The organism is Aureimonas sp. OT7 (assembly GCF_014844055.1).
Classification (GTDB): Bacteria; Pseudomonadota; Alphaproteobacteria; order Rhizobiales; family Rhizobiaceae; genus Aureimonas; species Aureimonas altamirensis_A.
The window spans coordinates 3113986-3134511 of sequence record NZ_CP062167.1; the positions used below are offsets into that span (position 1 = coordinate 3113986).

A 20526-nucleotide genomic window follows, 5' to 3' on the forward strand; every position below is an offset into this window, starting at 1 on the left:
GCCCTGCCGGTCAGAAGACGCGGCAAAGAACCTCACCACCGACATTCTGTTCGCGTGCGCTGTGATCGGCCATCACGCCCTTCGGCGTGGAAAGGACCGAGATGCCGAGGCCGTTGGCGACCTGCGGGATCGTCTTCGACGACACGTAGACGCGGCGGCCGGGCTTGGAGACGCGCGCGATCTCACGGATCACAGGTGCCCCCTCGTAGTACTTCAGCTCGATGTTGAACTCGGCGGTGCCGTTCTCAAACCGGGTTTCGCTATAGCCGCGGATGTAACCCTCTTCCTTGAGGACATCCAGAACGCGGGCCCGCAGCTTCGACGCCGGCGTAGCCACCGTCGACTTGTTGCGCAGGATTGCGTTGCGGATACGGGTCAGCATATCGCCGAGCGGATCTGACAGAGCCATGATCTTCTCTCCTTACCAGCTCGACTTCACGATGCCGGGAATCTGGCCATTGTTGCCAAGCTCCCGCAGCGCGATACGCGACATCTTCAATTTGCGATAATAGGCACGCGGACGCCCCGTAACCTCGCAGCGATTGCGCACGCGAACCTTGGTCGAGTTGCGGGGCAACTCGGCAAGCTTCAGCTGCGCACGGAAGCGGTCTTCCATGCTGGCGGATTGATCGGTGGTGATCGCCTTCAGCGCCTCACGCTTGGCGGCAAACTTGGCCACCAGGCGCTCGCGGCGCTTGTTCTTCTCGATCGCGCTCTTCTTAGCCATTCTCTAGGTCCTTTTCGCCTGCCGTTACTGGCGGAAGGGGAAGTTGAACGCCTTCAAAAGCGCCCGGGCTTCCTCATCGGTCTTCGCCGTCGTACACACGATGATGTCCATGCCCCACATCTGATCAACCTTGTCGTAGTTGATCTCGGGGAACACGATATGCTCCTTGAGGCCCATAGCAAAATTACCACGGCCGTCAAAGCTTTTCGGGTTCAGCCCCCGAAAATCCCGCACGCGCGGAAGGGCGATCTGGATCAGCCGGTCGAGGAACTCGTACATACGGTCCTTGCGCAGCGTAACCTTGGCGCCGATCGGCATGCCTTCGCGGACCTTGAAGCCCGCGATCGAGGTGCGTGCCTTGGTGATGACCGGCTTCTGGCCGGCGATCATCGCAAGATCCTCGGCGGCGACGGAGGGCTTCTTGGAGTCGCCCGTTGCCTCGCCAACACCCATGTTGATCACGATCTTGTCCAGGCGCGGAAGCTGCATCACGTTCGTATAATTGAACTGTGACTGGAGCTCCTTGCGGATCTCGTCGCGATAGACCGCCTTGAGGCGGGGTTCGTACTTGGCCTCAGCCATCGATCTGTTCTCCCGAACGCTTGGCGACGCGAACCTTGCGGCCGTCTTCGAGGACCTTGAAGCCCACGCGCGTCGGTTTCCCATCCTTGTCCTGCAGTGCCAGGTTCGAAAGATGGATCGGCGCCTCCTTGGAGATGATCCCGGCCTCCTGCGAGGCGGACTGGCGCTGATGCCGCTTGACCATATTCACGCCACGGACGACCGCACGGTCCTCCTTGGGCATGACCTGAACGACTTCACCGGAACGACCCTTGTCCTTGCCGGTGAGTACGACGACCTTGTCGCCTTTGCGAATCTTCTGCATGATTCCGGTTCCTCAGAGCACTTCCGGCGCCAGCGAGATGATCTTCATGTGGTTCCGACCACGAAGCTCGCGGGGGACCGGGCCGAAGATACGCGTGCCGACCGGCTCTTTCTTGTTGTCGATTAGGACGGCGGCGTTACGGTCGAACCGGATCACCGAACCATCGGCTCTGCGGATGTCCTTGGCGGTACGAACCACCACGGCCTTCATCACATCGCCCTTTTTAACGCGGCCGCGCGGAATGGCCTCCTTGATGGACACGACGATGACGTCGCCCACCGAGGCGTACTTCCGCTTGGAACCGCCCAGCACCTTGATGCACATGACACGACGGGCGCCGGAATTATCCGCCACATCGAGGTTTGTTTGCATCTGAATCATGTCAGGCCGCCTTCAATAACGGACCGGGGAGCAGCGCATGAACGGCTCACCCGGGCAAAAAACTTCAGTTAGCCGCCGCTTGGTTAGCGACGACGATCCAGGTCTTGTCACGCGAGATCGGACGGGTCTCCTCGATGGAGACGATATCGCCCACCTTGTACTGGTTGGACTCGTCGTGCGCCTTGTACTTCTTGGACCGGCGAACGGTCTTCTTGAAGAGCGGGTGCGTGAAGCGACGCTCCACGAGCACGACGACCGTCTTGTCATTCTTATCGGAGACCACGGTCCCCTGCAAAACGCGTTTCGGCATAGTGTTCTACCTTCAGGCCTTTTTCTCGGCCGCCTTCTGGCGTGCGATGGTCTTGATCCGGGCGATGTCGCGACGGACTTCCTTCACACGCGCGGTGTTCTCGAGCTGCCCGGTAGCACGTTGGAAGCGCAGATTAAACTGCTCCTTCTTCAGATTGCCGAGTTCCGTGTTCAGCTCGTCGGATGTCTTGGTCCGGATATCGGAGGCTTTCATAGTCGCTCTCCCCTCACTCGGCAATGCGCTGGATGAAGCGCGTCTTGATCGGCAGTTTCGCGGCGCCCAGGCGGAGCGCTTCACGGGCGATGTCTTCAGGCACGCCGTCGATCTCGAACATGATCCGGCCGGGTGCAACCCTGGCCGCCCAATACTCGATCGCGCCCTTGCCCTTACCCATGCGGACTTCGGTCGGCTTTGCGGTAACCGGCAGGTCGGGGAAGATGCGAATCCACACCCGGCCCTGACGCTTCATCTGACGGGTGATCGCGCGGCGGGCCGCCTCGATCTGCCGGGCGGTGACCCGCTCCGGCTCCAGCGCCTTTAGACCATAGGCGCCGAAATTGAGCAGCGAACCACCCTTGGAGGCGCCATGGATACGACCCTTGAACGCCTTGCGGAACTTCGTGCGCTTTGGCTGCAACATTTCAGTCTACTCCGAAACCTGTTGATCAGGCGTGTTCGCGCTCGCGGCGACGGTTACCGCCACCCGATGCTTCGCCTTCGACCGCACGGCGCTCGGAGGCCAGCGGATCATGTTCGAGGATCTCACCCTTGAAGATCCACACCTTGACGCCACAGACACCGTAGGCCGTATGGGCCTCGGCCGTGCCGTAGTCAACATCCGCGCGCAGCGTATGCAGCGGCACGCGACCCTCGCGGTACCACTCCATCCGCGCGATCTCAGCGCCGCCGAGACGACCGCTGCAGTTGATGCGGATGCCTTCGGCGCCGAGACGCATAGCGGACTGCACCGCCCGCTTCATCGCACGGCGGAAAGCCACGCGACGCTCGAGCTGCTGGGCGATGGACTGGGCAACCAGCGTCGCGTCCGTCTCGGGCTTGCGGATTTCCACGATATTGACGTGGGTTTCCGCATTGGTCAGCTGCGAAAGCTTCTTGCGAAGCTTCTCGATGTCCGCGCCCTTCTTGCCGATCACGATACCCGGACGAGCCGAGTGGATGGTGACGCGGCACTTCTTGTGCGGGCGCTCGATGACGACCTTCGACACCGCGGCCTGCTTCAACTCGTCGAGCAGGTACTTGCGGATCGCCAGGTCCTCGTGGAGCAGCTGGCCGTATTCGCCGGTGTTGGCGTACCAGCGCGAATCCCAGGTCCGGTTGATGCCGAGACGCAGGCCGGTCGGATTGACTTTCTGACCCATTACGCGGCCTCCTCTTCAGCCACTTCGCGCACCACGATGGTCAGGTGCGAGAACGGCTTCTCGACCCGGCTCGCACGACCGCGACCGCGGGCGTGGAAGCGCTTCATGGTGATCGACTTGCCGACGTAAGCCTCGGCGACGACCAGCGCGTCGATGTCGAGATCATGATTGTTCTCGGCGTTCGCGATCGCGCTTTCCAGGGTTTTCTTCACCGTCTCGGCGATCCGCTTGCGCGAGAAGGTCAGGTCCGCGAGAGCGCGGTCGACCTTCTTGCCGCGGATCAGCTGCGCGACGAGGTTGAGTTTCTGCGGGCTGACGCGAAGCGTACGGGCTACCGCCCTGGCCTCGTTGTCCTTCAGCGCGCGCTCGGCCTTGGCCTTGCCCATGGTTACTTCCTCTTCGCCTTCTTGTCGGCGCCGTGGCCGTAATAGGTGCGGGTCGGGGAAAACTCGCCGAACTTATGTCCGACCATGTCTTCGTTGACCGAGACCGGAATGTGCTTGGAGCCGTTGTAGACGCCGAAAGTCAATCCGACGAACTGCGGCAGGATGGTGGAGCGGCGGCTCCAGATCTTGATCACTTCGTTGCGGCCACCCGACCGAGCCTTCTCTGCCTTCTTCAGCAGGTAGCCATCAACGAACGGACCCTTCCAGACGGAACGTGTCATAGAGAAATCCTTCCCTTATTTCTTGCGCTGATGGCGCGAACGCATGATGAACTGGTCCGTGGACTTGTTCTGACGCGTACGCTTGCCCTTGGTCGGCTTGCCCCACGGGGTCACCGGATGGCGACCACCGGAGGTGCGGCCTTCACCACCGCCATGCGGGTGGTCGACCGGGTTCATGGCAACGCCGCGAACGTGCGGACGCTTGCCGAGCCAGACGGCGCGACCCGCCTTGCCCAGATTGATGTTGCCGTGGTCCGGGTTGGACACCGCACCCACGGTTGCAAAGCATGCACCGGGAACGAGACGCTGCTCACCCGAATTGAGGCGCAGGATCGCCATGCCCTGGTCGCGGCCGACGAGCTGCGCGTAGGCACCAGCCGAGCGGGCGATCTGGCCACCCTTCTCCGGCTTCATCTCCACATTGTGGATGATGGTGCCGACCGGCATCGCCGACAGCGGCATCGCGTTACCCGGCTTGACGTCGACGCCGGAGAGGCCGGACACGACCTGATCGCCGGCAGCAAGACGCTGCGGAGCCAGGATGTAGGCCATCTCGCCGTCTTCGTAGCGCAGCAGGGCGATGAAAGCGGTGCGGTTCGGATCATACTCGATCCGCTCCACCGTCGCCACCGCGTCGAGCTTGCGACGCTTGAAGTCGATCTTGCGGTAGGTCCGCTTGTGACCGCCGCCCTGGTAACGGGCGGTGATACGGCCGGTGTTGTTGCGGCCACCCTTCTGCGTCAGGCCTTCCGTCAATTGCTTGACCGGCTTGCCCTTCCAGAGGCCCGAACGGTCGACGATGACCAGCTGGCGCTGGCTTGGCGTGACCGGTTTGAAGTTCTTCAATGCCATCGATCTAAATCCTCAAGGCTCGCTCTCAGAGGCCGGTCGAGACGTCGATGCTCTGGCCTTCGGCCAAAGTAACGATCGCACGCTTCTGGTCGCTCTGGCGGCCGGGGCGGCCCCGGAAGCGGCGTACCTTGCCCTTGCGGACGAGGGTGTTCACCGCCTTGACCTTCACACCGAACAGCTGCTCGACAGCCGCCTTGATCTCCGGCTTGGTCGCATCGCCGGGGACATTGAAGATCACCTGGTTCTGTTCGGAGACCAGCGTCGACTTTTCAGTGATCACCGGGCTCGTAATGACGTCGTAATGGCGCAGGTCGGTCATTTGAAGCGCTCCTCGAGGGCCTCGACGGCGGCCTTGGACAGGACCAGCGTCTGGCGACGGAGAATGTCGTAGACGTTGATGCCCTGGATCGGCAGCACGTCGATGTTCGGGATGGCGCGAGCCGACCGGGCGAAGTTCGCGTCGAGCTCGGCGCCGCCGATGAACAACGCGTTGCTCAGGCCGAGACCGTTCAGCTGCGTTGCCGTCGCCTTCGTCTTGCCTTCCGTCGAGCTCAGATCGTCGATGACGATCAGGCTGTCCGACTTGAACTTGGCCGAAAGGGCATGACGCAGCGCGAGCTGGCGCAACTTCTTCGGCAGGTCGTGCTCGTGGCTCCGCGAAACCGGGCCATGAGCCTTACCACCGCCGCGAAACTGCGGAGCGCGGGCCGAACCGTGACGTGCGCGGCCGGTGCCCTTCTGCTTGTAGAGCTTGGCGCCGGTGCGCGCGATCTCGGCGCGACCGAGCGACTGGTGCGTGCCCTGCTGGCGCTTGGCCAACTGGTAGCGCACCATGCGCTGCAGAATGTCCGCACGTGGCTCCAGGCCGAAGATCTCTTCTGCCAGGCTGACCGTGCCGGCGTCGCCGCCGCTGAGGGTCTTGATCTTGATGTCAACCATTACTCGGCTCCCTCGGCAGCCGTGGCTTCCGTACCGCTGTTGGCAGCGGACGAGCGAAGCGCAGCCGGCTTCGGCGCGTTATCCGGAAGCGCGGCCTTGACCGCGTCACGAATGTAGATCCAGCCACCCTTCGAACCCGGGACGGCGCCCCGGATGAGGATCAGGCCCTTGTCGACGTCTGTGCGGACGACTTCCAGGTTCTGGGTCGTGACGCGCACGCTACCCATGTGACCGGCCATCTTCTTATTCTTGAAGACCTTGCCCGGATCCTGGCGCTGACCGGTCGAACCATGCGAACGGTGAGAAACCGAAACGCCGTGGGTCGCACGCAGACCACCGAAATTATGACGCTTCATGGCGCCGGCGAAGCCCTTACCGATCGACGTGCCGGTGACATCCACCAGCTGGCCGGCCACGAAGTGGTCCGCCGTGATCTCGGCGCCGACATCGACGAGGTTCTCGGGCGAAACCCGGAACTCGGCGACCTTGCGCTTGGGCTCGACCGAGGCCTGGGCGAAGACGCCGCGCAAGGCCTTGGACGTGTTCTTGACCTTCGCCAGACCGGCACCGAGCTGAACGGCGGTGTAACCGTTCTTCTCCTGGGTGCGCTGAGCGACGACCTGGAGGTTCTCGACCTTGAGAACCGTGACCGGAACATGCTCGCCGGCGTCATTGTAGACGCGGGTCATGCCGACCTTCTGTGCTATAACACCTGAACGCATGGGCGTAGTCCTTCCCGTGCTCGGATCAGAGCTTGATCTCGACATCGACGCCAGCGGCGAGGTCGAGCTTCATGAGGGCATCGACGGTCTGCGGCGTCGGATCAACGATGTCGAGGAGACGCTTGTGCGTCCGCATCTCGAACTGCTCGCGAGACTTCTTGTCGATATGGGGCGAGCGGTTCACTGTGAACTTCTCGATACGGGTCGGCAGCGGGATGGGCCCGCGCACATTCGCGCCCGTGCGCTTCGCCGTCGAAACGATCTCGCGTGTCGAAGCGTCCAGGACCCGATGGTCGAACGCCTTCAGGCGGATGCGGATATTCTGGCCGTTCATTGCATTCGTCCTCTCGTCGGAGCCTTGCCGGAGAACCGGTGCTATCCGAGCGCTTGTCAGTCTTCAGCCAATTCAACCAGCACGCTGAACCTCTCAGCGCACCAACCGCCCCGTCACCGGGGCTTTGGCCGGCCCACCGCACCAGGGCGGCGGGCCGAACCCGAAACTTCGTCGATTACTCGACGATTGCGGACACGATGCCGGCGCCGACGGTGCGGCCACCTTCGCGGATAGCGAAGCGCAGCTTCTCTTCCATCGCGATCGGAACGATCAGCGCGACGTCCATCGTCACGTTGTCGCCCGGCATCACCATCTCCGTGCCTTCCGGAAGCGTCACGACACCCGTCACGTCCGTCGTGCGGAAGTAGAACTGCGGACGATAGTTCGTGAAGAACGGCGTATGACGACCGCCCTCTTCCTTCGTCAGGATGTACGCTTCCGCCTTGAACTTCGTGTGCGGCTTCACCGAGCCCGGCTTGCACAGCACCTGGCCGCGCTCAACGCCCTCACGGTCGACACCGCGGATCAGCGCGCCGATGTTGTCGCCCGCCTGACCCTGGTCCAGAAGCTTGCGGAACATCTCGACGCCCGTAACCGTCGTCTTCTTGGAGTCCCGGATGCCGACGATCTCGACTTCCTCGCCCACCTTCACGATCCCGCGCTCGACGCGGCCCGTCACGACCGTACCGCGACCCGAAATCGAGAACACGTCCTCGATCGGCATCAGGAACGGCTGGTCGATCGGACGCTCCGGCGTCGGGATGTACGCATCAACCGCCGCCATCAGCTCGCGGACCGCGTCCTCGCCGATCTTCTTGTCCGAATCCTCAAGCGCCGCAAGCGCCGAACCCTTCACGATCGGAATGTCGTCGCCCGGGAACTCGTAGCTCGACAGAAGCTCGCGGACCTCAAGCTCCACCAGCTCCAGAAGCTCGGCGTCGTCAACCTGGTCGACCTTGTTCAGAAACACCACGATCGCCGGAACGCCAACCTGACGCGCCAGGAGAATGTGCTCCCGCGTCTGCGGCATCGGGCCGTCCGCAGCCGAACAAACGAGGATCGCCCCGTCCATCTGCGCCGCACCCGTGATCATGTTCTTCACATAGTCCGCGTGTCCCGGGCAGTCCACGTGCGCGTAGTGACGGTTCTCCGTCTCGTACTCAACGTGCGCCGTCGAAATCGTGATGCCCCGCGCCTTCTCCTCCGGCGCCGCGTCAATCTGGTCGTACGCACGGAACTCGCCGAAGTACTTCGTGATCGCCGCCGTCAGCGACGTCTTCCCATGGTCAACGTGACCAATCGTGCCGATGTTGACGTGCGGCTTGTTACGCTCGAATTTGCTCTTGGCCATTTGGCTCTCCAATCAAATTTCGTCAGGCCCGCAGGCCTTGAAGGAATGCCTGTCCCGGATGGGGTCAGGCGTATTTCTTCTGGATCTCTTCCGCGACCTGGTTCGGCACCTGCTCGTAGTGATCGAACTGCATCGAGTACTGAGCGCGACCCTGCGACATGGAGCGCAGCGTGTTCACGTAGCCGAACATGTTCGCCAGCGGGACCATGGCGTTGACCGCAGTCACGATGCCCCGGTTCTCCGTGCCCTGAATCTGGCCACGACGGGAGTTCAGGTCACCGATCACGTCGCCGACATAATCCTCAGGCGTCACGACCTCGACCTTCATGATCGGCTCGAGCAGCTTGGGACCGGCCTTCTGGATGGCTTCGCGGAACGCCGCCCGCGATGCGATTTCGAAGGCGAGGACCGAGGAGTCGACGTCGTGGTATGCACCGTCGATCAGTTCGGCCTTGATGTCGACCATCGGGAACCCGGCCAGAGGACCGGAGGTCATCACGGACTCAACGCCCTTGTTGACGCCCGGGATGTACTCCTTGGGCACCGCGCCACCGACGATCTTCGACTCGAAGCTGAAGCCCTCGCCCAGTTCCGCCGGCTCGAAAACCATCTTGACGCGGGCGAACTGGCCCGTCCCGCCGGTCTGCTTCTTGTGCGTGTAGTCGACCTCGGCCTTGCGGCTGATCGTCTCGCGGTAGGCAACCTGCGGCGCACCGATGTTCGCCTCGACCTTGAACTCGCGCTTCATGCGGTCGACGAGAATGTCGAGATGAAGCTCGCCCATGCCGGCGATGATCGTCTGGCCGGACTCTTCGTCGGTCTTGACGCGGAACGAAGGATCCTCGGCAGCCAGGCGGTTGAGCGCGAGGCCCATCTTTTCCTGGTCGCCCTTGGTCTTCGGCTCGATCGCGATCTCGATGACCGGCTCGGGGAACTCCATCCGCTCCAGGATGACAGGCTTCAGCGGATCGCAAAGCGTGTCGCCGGTGGTGACTTCCTTGAGGCCGGCCAGGGCGACGATGTCGCCTGCGAAGGCCTCTTCGATGTCTTCACGCGAATTGGAGTGCATCTGCAGCATGCGGCCGATGCGCTCTTTCTTTTCCTTGACCGTGTTCTGAAGCGACACGCCCTTGGCGAGCTTGCCGGAGTAGATACGGCAGAAGGTGAGCGAGCCGACGAACGGATCGTTCATGATCTTGAAAGCGAGCATCGACAGCGGCTCGTCGTCCGACGATGCACGCGTGGTCTCCGTCTCGGTCTTCGGATCGATACCCTTGATCGCCGGCACTTCGACCGGAGACGGCAGGAAATCGACGACCGCGTCGAGAAGCGGCTGGACGCCCTTGTTCTTGAAGGCCGAACCACAGAGAACCGGCGTGAACCAGACGTCGCAGGTGCCCTTGCGGATCAGGCGACGCAGCTCTTCGATCGTCGGCATCGTGCCTTCGAGATAGGCTTCCATCGCGGCTTCGTCGACTTCGACGGCAGCCTCGATCATCAGCTCGCGATACTCGGCAGCCTGGTCGGCAAGCTCGGCCGGGATCTCGACCACATCCCACTGGGCGCCGAGGGTCTCGTCGCGCCAGATAAGGGCCTTCATCTCGATGAGGTCGATGACGCCCTTGAAGTCGTTCTCCGCACCGATCGGCAACTGGACGACGATGGCACGCGCACCGAGGCGCGACTTGATCATCTCGACGCAGCGGAAGAAGTCCGCACCCGTCTTGTCCATCTTGTTGACGAAGATCATGCGCGGGACATGATACTTGTCGGCCTGCCGCCAGACGGTTTCCGTCTGCGGCTCGACACCGGCATTGGCGTCGAGAAGCGCGATCGCACCGTCGAGAACGCGGAGCGAACGCTCCACTTCGATGGTGAAGTCGACGTGACCCGGCGTATCGATGATGTTGAAGCGACGCTTCTTGCCGTCACGGCCTTCCCAGAAGGTGGTCGTGGCAGCGGACGTAATGGTGATGCCGCGCTCCTGCTCCTGCTCCATCCAGTCCATCGTAGCGGCGCCGTCATGGACTTCGCCGATCTTGTGGGACTTGCCGGTGTAGAACAGGATCCGCTCGGTGGTCGTGGTCTTGCCGGCATCGATGTGGGCCATGATGCCGAAGTTGCGGTAGTCCTCGATCTTATATTCGCGGGCCATAAGCGTCGCCTTTCAATATCAGCTTCGGGATTACCAGCGGTAGTGCGAGAAGGCGCGGTTCGCTTCCGCCATGCGGTGCGTGTCTTCGCGCTTCTTGACTGCGGTACCCCGGTTGTTGGCGGCATCGAGAAGCTCGCCCGACAGGCGGTCGACCATCGTCGTCTCGTTGCGGTTGCGCGCAGCCGTGATCAACCAGCGAATCGCCAGCGCCTGACGGCGCTCGGGGCGGACATCGACCGGAACCTGATAGGTTGCACCGCCGACGCGACGCGACCGAACCTCGACGTGCGGCGCGACGTTCTCGAGCGCCTGATGGAAGATCACCAGCGATTCCTGGCGGCTCTTCTCGTGGATGGAGTCGAAGGCACCGTAAACGATGCGCTCGGCAACCGACTTCTTGCCATCATACATGATGGCGTTCATGAACTTCGTGACAACAAGGTCACCGAACTTCGGATCCGGATTGATCTCGCGCTTTTCAGCAGAATGGCGACGGGACATCTATTGGTCTCTCGTTCTCGATCTGACGTGCAGGCTTACTTCGGACGCTTCGCGCCGTACTTCGAACGGCGCTGCTTGCGATCCTTGACGCCCTGCGTATCCAGCACGCCGCGAATGATGTGGTAGCGCACACCCGGAAGGTCCTTCACGCGGCCGCCGCGGATCATCACCACGGAGTGCTCCTGAAGGTTATGCCCCTCGCCCGGAATGTAGCCGATGACTTCGAAGCCATTGACCAGACGCACCTTGGCGACCTTACGGAGAGCCGAGTTCGGCTTCTTCGGCGTCGTCGTGTAGACGCGAGTGCAAACGCCCCGCTTCTGCGGGTTGGCCTGGAGAGCCGGAACCGTGTTGCGCTCGGTAGGACGAACGCGCGGCTTGCGGATCAGCTGGTTAATGGTCGGCATCCCAACCTTCCCTCTTCTTTCTCGTCTCGGTTCAAAACGCGACGTCGATCGCAGGATGAGCCAGACGGCTCATACACGAAGCCGGGCAAACCATCCGCATACTGCGGACTGCCCGGCACAAAGCAGAGGACCGGAAACCCGATCATGCGACCAGCGATGGTGCGTCTCGTTGAACTGAGCCTTGTTTGAAACGAATGTCCCGGACGCGGCGTCCTGGAACGAAACTGGCTTCACATCGGCTCTGTTGCGCGGTGTTTAACGATTCCACCTGTCATCGTCAAGCCCCCGCAATACAAGCAGAACTTATCTTTGCAGCCCCGTCCCCGTGACGGGCACGGGGTCATGACGGCCGAAGGGCGGAGCCGGCAAGCCGGCCCCACCCTTCATTCTTTCAATCAGCGAAGATTGCCTTCCGCCTGCCGCACACCGTCGGGCACCTGGCCCGATCCGGACATGTCGGACAGAAGATTGTCGGGCTGACCGGCAGCCGACGTCTTGCGCTTGTCGTCGATGATCAGGTCGTCTCGCGAGGTCGCGATACGGCGGATCTGCGTCATCATTCCGCCGGTGCCGGCGGGAATCAGGCGGCCGACGATCACGTTCTCCTTGAGGCCCTGCAGCGTGTCGGTCTTGCCGGCCACCGCCGCCTCGGTGAGGACGCGGGTCGTCTCCTGGAAGGACGCCGCCGAGATGAAGGACGGCGTCTGCAGCGAGGCCTTGGTGATGCCGAGCAGCACCGGCACGCCGGAGGCGGGCTTCTTGCCCTCCTCTTCCAGTTTCTCGTTCAGCTCCGCCAGCTCGATCCGGTCGACATTGTCGCCCGGGATATAGCCGGAGTCGCCCGAGTCGACGATCTCGACCTTCTGCAGCATCTGCCGGACGATCACCTCGATGTGCTTGTCGTTGATGAGCACGCCCTGCAGGCGATAGACTTCCTGGATCTCGTTGACGAGATAGGAAGCCAACGCCTCGACGCCCCGGATCGCCAGGATGTCGTGCGGTGCCGGGTTGCCGTCGAGGATGTAGTCGCCCTTCTCGATGATGTCGCCTTCCTGAAGATGGAACGGCTTGCCCTTCGGGATGAGATACTCCACCGGCTCGACGCCGTCCTCGTGCGGCTCGATGACGATGCGCCGCTTGTTCTTGTAGTCGCGGCCGAAGCGAACCGTACCGTCGATCTCGGCGATCACGGCATTGTCCTTCGGACGACGGGCCTCGAACAACTCGGCGACACGCGGAAGACCACCGGTGATGTCCTTGGTCTTCGCGCTTTCCATCGGAATACGCGACAGGACGTCACCCGCCTTGACCTTGGCACCCGGCTCCACCGACAGGATCGCGTCGACGGACAGGAGATAGCGTGCATCGGAGCCGCGCTGCAGCTTCAACACCTCGCCATCGGGGCCCTTGATGACGATCGCCGGCTTCAGGTCCGAACCACGCGGGTTGGCGCGCCAATCGATGACCTGACGCTTGGTGATGCCGGTCGACTCGTCGGCCTGCTCGGTGACCGACAGGCCCTCGACCAGATCCTCGAATTCGACGGTGCCTTCCAGTTCGGTGAGGACCGGGCGGGTATAGGGATCCCACTCGGCGATACGCTGGCCGCGACGCACCTTGTCGCCATCGTCAACGAAGATGCGCGAACCATAGGTCACGCGGTGGCTGGCCCGCTCCTTGCCACCCTGATCGAGGATCAGGATCGCCATGTTGCGGCCCATGGCCACGAGACGCCCTTCGGAGTCACGCACCACGTTGCGGTTGCGGATCTTGACCGTGCCCTCGTAGGAGGCTTCCAGGAAGGACTGGTCGACGACCTGCGCCGTACCGCCCATGTGGAAGGTACGCATGGTCAGCTGCGTGCCCGGCTCGCCGATCGACTGCGCCGCGATGACGCCGACGGCCTCGCCCATGTTGACCGGCGTTCCGCGAGCCAGATCGCGTCCGTAGCAGACCGCGCAGATGCCCGTTCGGACCTCGCAGGTCAGCGCCGAGCGGATTTTGATCGACTGCACGCCGGCCTTCTCGATCACCTCGACATCGCGCTCGTCGATGTTGTGGCCACCGGCGACGAGAACGTCGCCCGTCACGGGATGGACGACATCCTCGAGCGCGGTACGGCCCAGGACACGCTGCCCCAGCGTCGCGACGACCTGGCCGGCATCGACGATGGGCTGCATGGTCAGGCCGTTCTGCGTGCCGCAGTCGGACTGCGTGATGATGCAGTCCTGCGCCACGTCGACGAGACGACGCGTCAGGTAACCCGAGTTCGCCGTCTTCAACGCCGTATCCGCGAGGCCCTTGCGGGCGCCGTGGGTGGAGTTGAAGTATTCGAGAACCGTCAGGCCTTCCTTGAAGTTCGAGATGATCGGCGTCTCGATGATCTCGCCCGACGGCTTGGTCATCAGGCCGCGCATCGCGGCAAGCTGGCGCATCTGCGTCGGCGAGCCGCGCGCACCGGAGTGCGACATCATGTAGATCGAGTTCATCGGACGCTGACGGCCGTCATCGTCGAACTCGACCGCCTTGATGCGGGCCATCATCTCTTCGGCGATCTTGTCCGTGCACTTGGCCCAGGCGTCGACCACCTTGTTGTACTTCTCGCCCTGGGTGATCAGGCCGTCATTGTACTGCTGCTCGTATTCCTTCGCGAGCGCCTGCGTCTCTGCGATCAGCTTCTCCTTCGTGTCGGGGATGAGCATGTCATCCTTGCCGAAGGAAATGCCGGCCATGCACGCATGCTTGAAACCAAGCTGCATGATCCGATCGCAGAAGATCACCGTCTCCTTCTGGCCGCAGTGACGGTAGACCTGGTCGATGAGGCGCGAGATATTCTTCTTCGTCATCAGCTCGTTGGCGATGTCGAAGGGAATGTTCACGTTCTTCGGCAGAAGCTGACCGATCAGCAGACGACCCGGCGTCGTCTCGTAGACCTTGGAGACGAGCTTGCCGTCCTTGTCCACGGACTTGAAGCGACCCCGGATCTTGGTGTGCAGCGTGATCGACTTGGCGTGCAGCGCGTGCTCCATTTCGCCGATGTCGGAGAACGCCATGCCCTGCCCGGGCTCGTTCTCGTTCATGATCGAGAGGTAGTAGAGGCCCAGAACCATGTCCTGCGACGGCACGATGATCGGCTGACCATTGGCCGGGTGCAGGATATTGTTGGTCGACATCATCAGGACGCGCGCTTCCAGCTGCGCCTCGATGGACAGCGGAACGTGGACGGCCATCTGGTCGCCGTCGAAGTCGGCGTTGAACGCCGTGCAAACCAGCGGATGAAGCTGGATTGCCTTGCCCTCGATGAGAACCGGTTCGAAGGCCTGGATGCCGAGACGGTGCAGCGTCGGGGCGCGGTTCAGCAGCACCGGGTGCTCGCGGATGACCTCGTCGAGGATGTCCCAGACTTCCGGACGTTCCTTTTCGACCAGCTTCTTGGCCTGCTTGACGGTCGAGGAATAGCCCTTGGCGTCGAGGCGCGCGTAGATGAACGGCTTGAACAGCTCAAGCGCCATCTTCTTCGGCAGGCCGCATTGATGAAGCTTCAGTTCCGGACCGGTCACGATGACCGAGCGGCCGGAATAGTCGACGCGCTTGCCGAGCAGGTTCTGCCGGAAGCGGCCCTGCTTGCCCTTCAGCATGTCGGAGAGCGACTTCAGCGGACGCTTGTTGGCGCCCGTGATGACGCGACCGCGGCGGCCATTGTCGAACAGTGCGTCGACGGCCTCCTGCAGCATGCGCTTCTCGTTGCGGATGATGATGCCCGGCGCGCGCAACTCGATCAGCCGCTTGAGGCGGTTGTTACGGTTGATGACGCGACGGTACAGGTCGTTGAGGTCGGACGTCGCGAAACGTCCGCCATCCAGCGGCACCAGCGGACGCAGGTCCGGCGGAATCACCGGAACAACGCTCATGATCATCCATTCGGGCCGGTTGCCCGACTCCAGGAAGTTCTCCACGATCTTCAGACGCTTCATCAGCTTCTTGGTCTTCAGATCGGATGTCGTCTCGGCCAGCTCGGCGCGCAGGTCGCCCGCGATCTTCTCCAGGTCCATGGAGGACAGGAGCTCCTGGATCGCCTCGGCGCCGATGAGCGCGGTGAAGGAATCTTCACCATACTCCTCGGTGGCGATCAGATACTCTTCCTCCGTCAGGAGCTGATGCTCCTTGAGGGCGGTGAGACCCGGCTCGGTCACGATGTAGTTCTCGAAGTAAAGGACGCGCTCGATATCCTTGAGCGTCATGTCGAGCAGCGTGCCGATGCGGCTCGGCAAGGACTTCAGGAACCAGATGTGAGCGACCGGCGCGGCCAGCTCGATGTGGCCCATGCGCTCGCGGCGCACGCGCGACAAGGTAACCTCGACGCCGCACTTCTCGCAGATGATGCCCTTGTACTTCATGCGCTTGTACTTGCCGCACAAGCACTCGTAGTCCTTGATCGGACCGAAGATCCTGGCGCAGAACAGGCCATCGCGCTCGGGCTTGAAGGTCCGGTAGTTGATCGTTTCGGGCTTCTTGATTTCGCCGAACGACCAGGAAAGGATCTTCTCCGGGCTCGCCAGCGAGATCCGGATCGAATCGAAAGACTGGGCCTGCACCTGAGGATTGAAGAGATTCATGACCTCTTGATTCATGGTGCTTTCTCCTTCTGGGGCCTCGATGCCCCGCTACGCCGCGCAAACGACGCACAACGATAATCCCGGTGGTCAGGCCAGCGCCGCGCATGGCGGCGATGGCCCGGCGCGCCCGTCCTGGGCGCGCCCTGCCGATTACTCGGCTGCGTCGGGCAACTGATCGTCCCGGTTTGCCGCCTGCGGCTGCTCGGCCACGTTCGACAGGTCGACATCGAGGCCCAGCGAGCGCATTTCCTTGACGAGAACGTTGAAGCTCTCGGGAATGCCTGACTCGAAGGCATCGTCGCCGCGGACGATCGACTCGTAGACCTTGGTGCGACCGGCCACGTCGTCGGACTTGACGGTGAGCATCTCCTGCAGCGTGTAGGCAGCGCCATACGCCTCGAGAGCCCACACCTCCATCTCGCCGAACCGCTGCCCGCCGAACTGGGCCTTGCCGCCCAGCGGCTGCTGCGTGACCAGCGAGTAGGGTCCGATGGACCGCGCGTGGATCTTGTCGTCCACCAGGTGGTGCAGCTTCAGCATGTAGATGTAGCCGACGGTCACCTGACGATCGAACGGCTCGCCGGTACGCCCGTCGTAGAGCGTGACCTGGCCCGAACCGTTCAGCCCGGCCTTTTCCAGCATCTCGACGATGTCGTGCTCGTTCGCGCCGTCGAAGACCGGCGTCGCGATGGAGACGCCGCGCTTCATCTGGCGTGCCAGCGTGAGGACGGAGTCGTCATCGAAGACGGCCACCTTCTCGTTGCGATCGCTGTCGCCGAGCAGGCCGGCAATCTCGGTCCGCAACGGCTTGACGTCGTGGCTTTCCTGGTACTGCTCCAGCAGCTCGCCGATACGGCGGCCCATGCCGGCGCAGGCCCAGCCGAGATGCGTCTCCAGGATCTGCCCCACATTCATGCGCGAGGGCACGCCGAGCGGGTTCAGAACGATGTCGACGTGAGTGCCGTCCTCGTTGAAGGGCATGTCCTCGACCGGAACGATCCGCGAGACCACACCCTTGTTGCCGTGACGGCCGGCCATCTTGTCGCCCGGCTGGATCTTGCGCTTGACCGCGACGAAGACCTTCACCTGCTTCATGACGCCCGGGGGCAACTCGTCGCCGCGCTGCACCTTCTCGACCTTGTCCATGAAGCGCCCTTCGAGCGTCTTCTTGGACTCGTCGTACACGTTGCGCAGGTCTTCCAGCTCGCCCTGGAGCTTCTCGTCCTCCACGGCGAACATCCACCACTGGGAGCGGGGATATTCCTGGATGACGGACGCCGACAGGGTCGTGCCCTTCCTGAAGCCCTTGGGACCGGCCACGGCCGACTTGCCATCGAGCATCTCGATCAGGCGGCCGTAGACGTTACGGTCCAGGATCGCCTGCTCGTCATCGCGGTCCTTGGCCAGGCGCTCGATTTCCTCGCGCTCGATAGCCATGGCGCGCTCGTCCTTCTCGACGCCGTGCCGGTTGAAGACGCGCACTTCGACGACCGTGCCGTACGTGCCGGGAGGCATGCGGCTGGACGTGTCGCGGACATCCGACGCCTTCTCGCCGAAGATGGCGCGCAGGAGCTTTTCTTCCGGCGTCATCGGGCTTTCGCCCTTGGGCGTGATCTTGCCGACGAGAATGTCACCCGGCTGGACCTCGGCGCCGATGTAGACGATGCCGGCTTCGTCGAGGTTCTTCAGCGCTTCTTCCGAGACGTTCGGAATATCGCGCGTGATTTCCTCGGGTCCAAGCTTGGTATCGCGCGCCATGACCTCGAACTCCTCGATATGGATCGAGGTGAAGACGTCGTCGGCGACGATGCGCTCGGACAGGAGGATCGAATCCTCGTAGTTGTAGCCGTTCCAGGGCATGAACGCGACGAGCACGTTGCGGCCGAGCGCCAGATCGCCGAGATCGGTGGACGGACCATCCGCGATGATGTCGCCCTTCCGGATCCGGTCACCCATCTTCACCAGCGGTCGCTGGTTGATGCAGGTGGACTGGTTGGAGCGCTGGAACTTCATCAGGCGATAGATATCGACGCCGGACTTGCCGGCCTCGAGATCTTCGGTCGCGCGAATGACGATACGCGTGGCATCCACCTGATCGACGACGCCGGTGCGCCGGGCAGCGATGGCGGCGCCGGAGTCCCGGGCGACGACCGATTCCATGCCGGTGCCGACGAAGGGCGCTTCGGCGCGCACCAGCGGCACGGCCTGACGCTGCATGTTCGAGCCCATGAGCGCGCGGTTGGCGTCGTCGTTCTCCAGGAACGGGATGAGCGCCGCGGCCACCGAGACGATCTGCTTCGGCGACACGTCCATGAGATCGATGTTCTCACGCGGGGTGATCACGTTGTCGCCGGCATGCCGGCAGACCACGAGATCGTCGACGAAGGTGTTCTCGTCGGTCAGGACAGCGTTGGCCTGCGCGACGTGGTGCTTGGCCTCTTCCATGGCGGAGAGGTAGACCACGTCATTGGTGACCTTGCCCTCGATCACGCGGCGGTACGGGCTTTCGATGAAGCCGTATTTGTTGACGCGCGCGAAGGTCGCCAGCGAATTGATCAGGCCGATGTTCGGGCCTTCCGGCGTCTCGATCGGGCAGATGCGGCCATAATGCGTCGGGTGCACGTCGCGCACCTCGAAGCCGGCACGCTCGCGCGTCAGACCGCCCGGTCCAAGCGCCGAGATGCGGCGCTTATGCGTGATCTCGGAGAGCGGGTTGGTCTGGTCCATGAACTGCGACAGCTGCGAGGATCCGAAGAACTCGCGCACGGCCGCGGCCGCCGGCTTGGCGTTGATGAGATCCTGCGGCATGACCGTGTCGATCTCGACGGAGGACATGCGCTCCTTGATGGCGCGCTCCATGCGCAGCAGGCCGACGCGATACTGGTTCTCCATCAACTCGCCGACGGAGCGGACGCGACGGTTGCCCAGATTGTCGATGTCGTCGATCTCGCCCTTGCCGTCACGCAAATCGACCAGCGTCCGCACCACGGCGACGATGTCTTCTTTGCGCAGGACACGCACCGTGTCCTCGGCGTCGACATCCAGACGCATGTTCATCTTGACGCGACCGACGGCCGAAAGATCGTACCGCTCGGCGTCGAAGAACAGCGACTGGAACATCGCCTCGGCGGTTTCCATCGTCGGCGGCTCGCCGGGACGCATGACGCGATAGATGTCGAACAGCGCGTCCTGGCGCGTCTCGTTCTTGTCGGCAGCGAGGGTGCTGCGGATGTAGGCGCCCACGGTGACGTGGTCGATGTCGAGAACGGAAATTTCCTCGTAGCCGGCATCGACCAGGACCTTGAGGGTCTTCTCGTCGATCTCGTCGCCGGCCTCGAGATAAACCTCGCCCGTCCGATCGTTGACGATATCTTCCGCGAGGTAGTTGCCGAACAGGTCCTCGTCGGAGGCGCGCAGCGCCTTGACGCCCTTGTCCTTCAACTGGCGGGCCTGACGCGCGGTGACCTTCTTGCCGGCCTCGACCAGGATCTCGCCCGAATCGGCGTCGATGAGGTCCGTCATCGGCTTCTGGCCGCGGATGCGCTCCATCGAGAACGGAATGCGCCAGCCCTTGGCGTCCTTCTCGAACTGGACGATGTTGTAGAAGGTGGAGAGAATTTCCTCTCCATCCATCCCGAGCGCCATCAGCAGGCTCGTCACCGGAATCTTGCGGCGGCGATCGATACGCGCATAGACGATGTCCTTGGCGTCGAACTCGATGTCGAGCCAGGAACCGCGATACGGAATGACCCGCGCAGCGAAGAGCAGCTTGCCGGAGGAATGGCTCTTGCCCTTGTCATGGTCGAAGAAGACGCCCGGCGACCGGTGCATCTGGGAGACGATGACGCGCTCCGTGCCGTTGACGATGAAGGTGCCGTTGGACGTCATGAGGGGCATGTCGCCCATGTAGACGTCCTGCTCCTTGATGTCCTTGATGGACTTGGAGCCGGTGTCCTCGTCGACATCGAACACGATAAGGCGCAGCGTCACCTTGAGAGGCGCCGCGAAGGTCAGGTCGCGCTGACGGCATTCGTCGACATCGAACTTCGGCTGCTCGAATTCGTATTTGACGAACTCCAGCATCGAATGTCCCGAAAAGTCGGAAATCGGGAAGACAGATTTGAATACGGATTGAAGCCCCTCGTCCGGACGGCCGCCATCGGGCTCGTCCACCATGAGGAACTGATCGTAGGATGCCTTCTGCACCTCGATCAGATTGGGCATTTCGGCAACCTCGGGAATATGCCCGAAGAACTTGCGTACGCGCCTGCGACCGCTAAACGTCGTCGTCTGAGACAT

The 20526-nt window shown here is 62.6% G+C and carries 22 protein-coding genes; all 22 read right to left on the minus strand.

The window, feature by feature from the left end; all coding sequences use genetic code 11:
- Positions 1-10: 10 nt before the first annotated feature.
- On the minus strand, positions 11-409 hold the full coding sequence (gene rpsH, locus IGS74_RS14865; RefSeq protein WP_039192582.1) for a 30S ribosomal protein S8: 399 nt from the start codon (positions 407-409) through the stop codon (positions 11-13).
- 12 nt (positions 410-421) lie between these two features.
- On the minus strand, positions 422-727 hold the full coding sequence (gene rpsN / locus IGS74_RS14870) for a 30S ribosomal protein S14 (protein ID WP_192387155.1): 306 nt from the start codon (positions 725-727) through the stop codon (positions 422-424).
- 24 nt (positions 728-751) lie between these two features.
- Positions 752-1309 carry a 50S ribosomal protein L5 gene (gene rplE, locus IGS74_RS14875; protein ID WP_039192576.1) on the minus strand — a complete coding sequence of 186 codons (558 nt, stop codon included), beginning with the start codon at positions 1307-1309 and terminating at the stop codon, positions 752-754.
- Positions 1302-1613 carry a 50S ribosomal protein L24 gene (rplX, locus tag IGS74_RS14880; protein ID WP_039192573.1) on the minus strand — a complete coding sequence of 104 codons (312 nt, stop codon included), beginning with the start codon at positions 1611-1613 and terminating at the stop codon, positions 1302-1304. The genes rplE and rplX overlap by 8 nt, the downstream gene beginning before the upstream one ends.
- Before the next feature lie 12 nt (positions 1614-1625).
- The gene (gene rplN / locus IGS74_RS14885) at positions 1626-1994 is read right to left on the minus strand and encodes a 50S ribosomal protein L14 (protein WP_039192570.1); all 369 of its coding nucleotides are present in this window, start codon (positions 1992-1994) and stop codon (positions 1626-1628) included.
- Between the two features lie 64 nt (positions 1995-2058).
- A complete protein-coding gene (gene rpsQ, locus IGS74_RS14890) occupies positions 2059-2304 on the minus strand; it encodes a 30S ribosomal protein S17 (RefSeq protein WP_039192566.1) in 246 nt (81 codons plus the stop codon).
- A gap of 12 nt (positions 2305-2316) precedes the next feature.
- Positions 2317-2517, minus strand: a complete 201-nt coding sequence (gene rpmC / locus IGS74_RS14895; protein WP_039192561.1) for a 50S ribosomal protein L29 — start codon at positions 2515-2517, stop codon at positions 2317-2319.
- Positions 2518-2530: 13 nt separating this feature from the next.
- The gene (gene rplP, locus IGS74_RS14900) at positions 2531-2944 is read right to left on the minus strand and encodes a 50S ribosomal protein L16 (protein WP_039192558.1); all 414 of its coding nucleotides are present in this window, start codon (positions 2942-2944) and stop codon (positions 2531-2533) included.
- 25 nt (positions 2945-2969) lie between these two features.
- Complete coding sequence (gene rpsC, locus IGS74_RS14905; protein WP_039192554.1) at positions 2970-3683, minus strand: 30S ribosomal protein S3; 714 nt, start codon at positions 3681-3683, stop codon at positions 2970-2972.
- Positions 3683-4069, minus strand: a complete 387-nt coding sequence (gene rplV, locus IGS74_RS14910; protein WP_039192551.1) for a 50S ribosomal protein L22 — start codon at positions 4067-4069, stop codon at positions 3683-3685. The genes rpsC and rplV overlap by 1 nt, the downstream gene beginning before the upstream one ends.
- Before the next feature lie 2 nt (positions 4070-4071).
- Positions 4072-4350: a 30S ribosomal protein S19 gene (gene rpsS / locus IGS74_RS14915; RefSeq protein WP_039192548.1), complete on the minus strand. Its 279-nt coding sequence runs from the start codon at positions 4348-4350 to the stop codon at positions 4072-4074.
- Between the two features lie 15 nt (positions 4351-4365).
- Entirely contained in the window at positions 4366-5202 is an 837-nt protein-coding gene (rplB, locus tag IGS74_RS14920; protein ID WP_039192545.1) for a 50S ribosomal protein L2, read from the minus strand.
- Between the two features lie 25 nt (positions 5203-5227).
- Entirely contained in the window at positions 5228-5521 is a 294-nt protein-coding gene (locus tag IGS74_RS14925) for a 50S ribosomal protein L23 (protein WP_039192542.1), read from the minus strand.
- Entirely contained in the window at positions 5518-6141 is a 624-nt protein-coding gene (gene rplD, locus IGS74_RS14930) for a 50S ribosomal protein L4 (RefSeq protein WP_039192539.1), read from the minus strand. The genes IGS74_RS14925 and rplD overlap by 4 nt, the downstream gene beginning before the upstream one ends.
- Positions 6141-6863: a 50S ribosomal protein L3 gene (gene rplC / locus IGS74_RS14935; RefSeq protein WP_039192537.1), complete on the minus strand. Its 723-nt coding sequence runs from the start codon at positions 6861-6863 to the stop codon at positions 6141-6143. The genes rplD and rplC overlap by 1 nt, the downstream gene beginning before the upstream one ends.
- 25 nt (positions 6864-6888) lie before the next feature.
- Complete coding sequence (rpsJ, locus tag IGS74_RS14940) at positions 6889-7197, minus strand: 30S ribosomal protein S10 (RefSeq protein WP_007066362.1); 309 nt, start codon at positions 7195-7197, stop codon at positions 6889-6891.
- A gap of 175 nt (positions 7198-7372) precedes the next feature.
- Positions 7373-8548 carry an elongation factor Tu gene (tuf, locus tag IGS74_RS14945; protein ID WP_039192506.1) on the minus strand — a complete coding sequence of 392 codons (1176 nt, stop codon included), beginning with the start codon at positions 8546-8548 and terminating at the stop codon, positions 7373-7375.
- 64 nt (positions 8549-8612) lie between these two features.
- A complete protein-coding gene (fusA, locus tag IGS74_RS14950) occupies positions 8613-10703 on the minus strand; it encodes an elongation factor G (RefSeq protein ID WP_039192526.1) in 2091 nt (696 codons plus the stop codon).
- Positions 10704-10733: 30 nt separating this feature from the next.
- The gene (gene rpsG, locus IGS74_RS14955; RefSeq protein ID WP_039192523.1) at positions 10734-11204 is read right to left on the minus strand and encodes a 30S ribosomal protein S7; all 471 of its coding nucleotides are present in this window, start codon (positions 11202-11204) and stop codon (positions 10734-10736) included.
- 35 nt (positions 11205-11239) lie between these two features.
- Positions 11240-11611, minus strand: coding sequence for a 30S ribosomal protein S12 (rpsL, locus tag IGS74_RS14960; RefSeq protein WP_039192521.1), 372 nt, complete (start codon positions 11609-11611; stop codon positions 11240-11242).
- Positions 11612-12006: 395 nt separating this feature from the next.
- Positions 12007-16242, minus strand: coding sequence for a DNA-directed RNA polymerase subunit beta' (gene rpoC / locus IGS74_RS14965; RefSeq protein WP_052194793.1), 4236 nt, complete (start codon positions 16240-16242; stop codon positions 12007-12009).
- Positions 16243-16377: 135 nt separating this feature from the next.
- A complete protein-coding gene (gene rpoB, locus IGS74_RS14970; RefSeq protein ID WP_039192519.1) occupies positions 16378-20526 on the minus strand; it encodes a DNA-directed RNA polymerase subunit beta in 4149 nt (1382 codons plus the stop codon).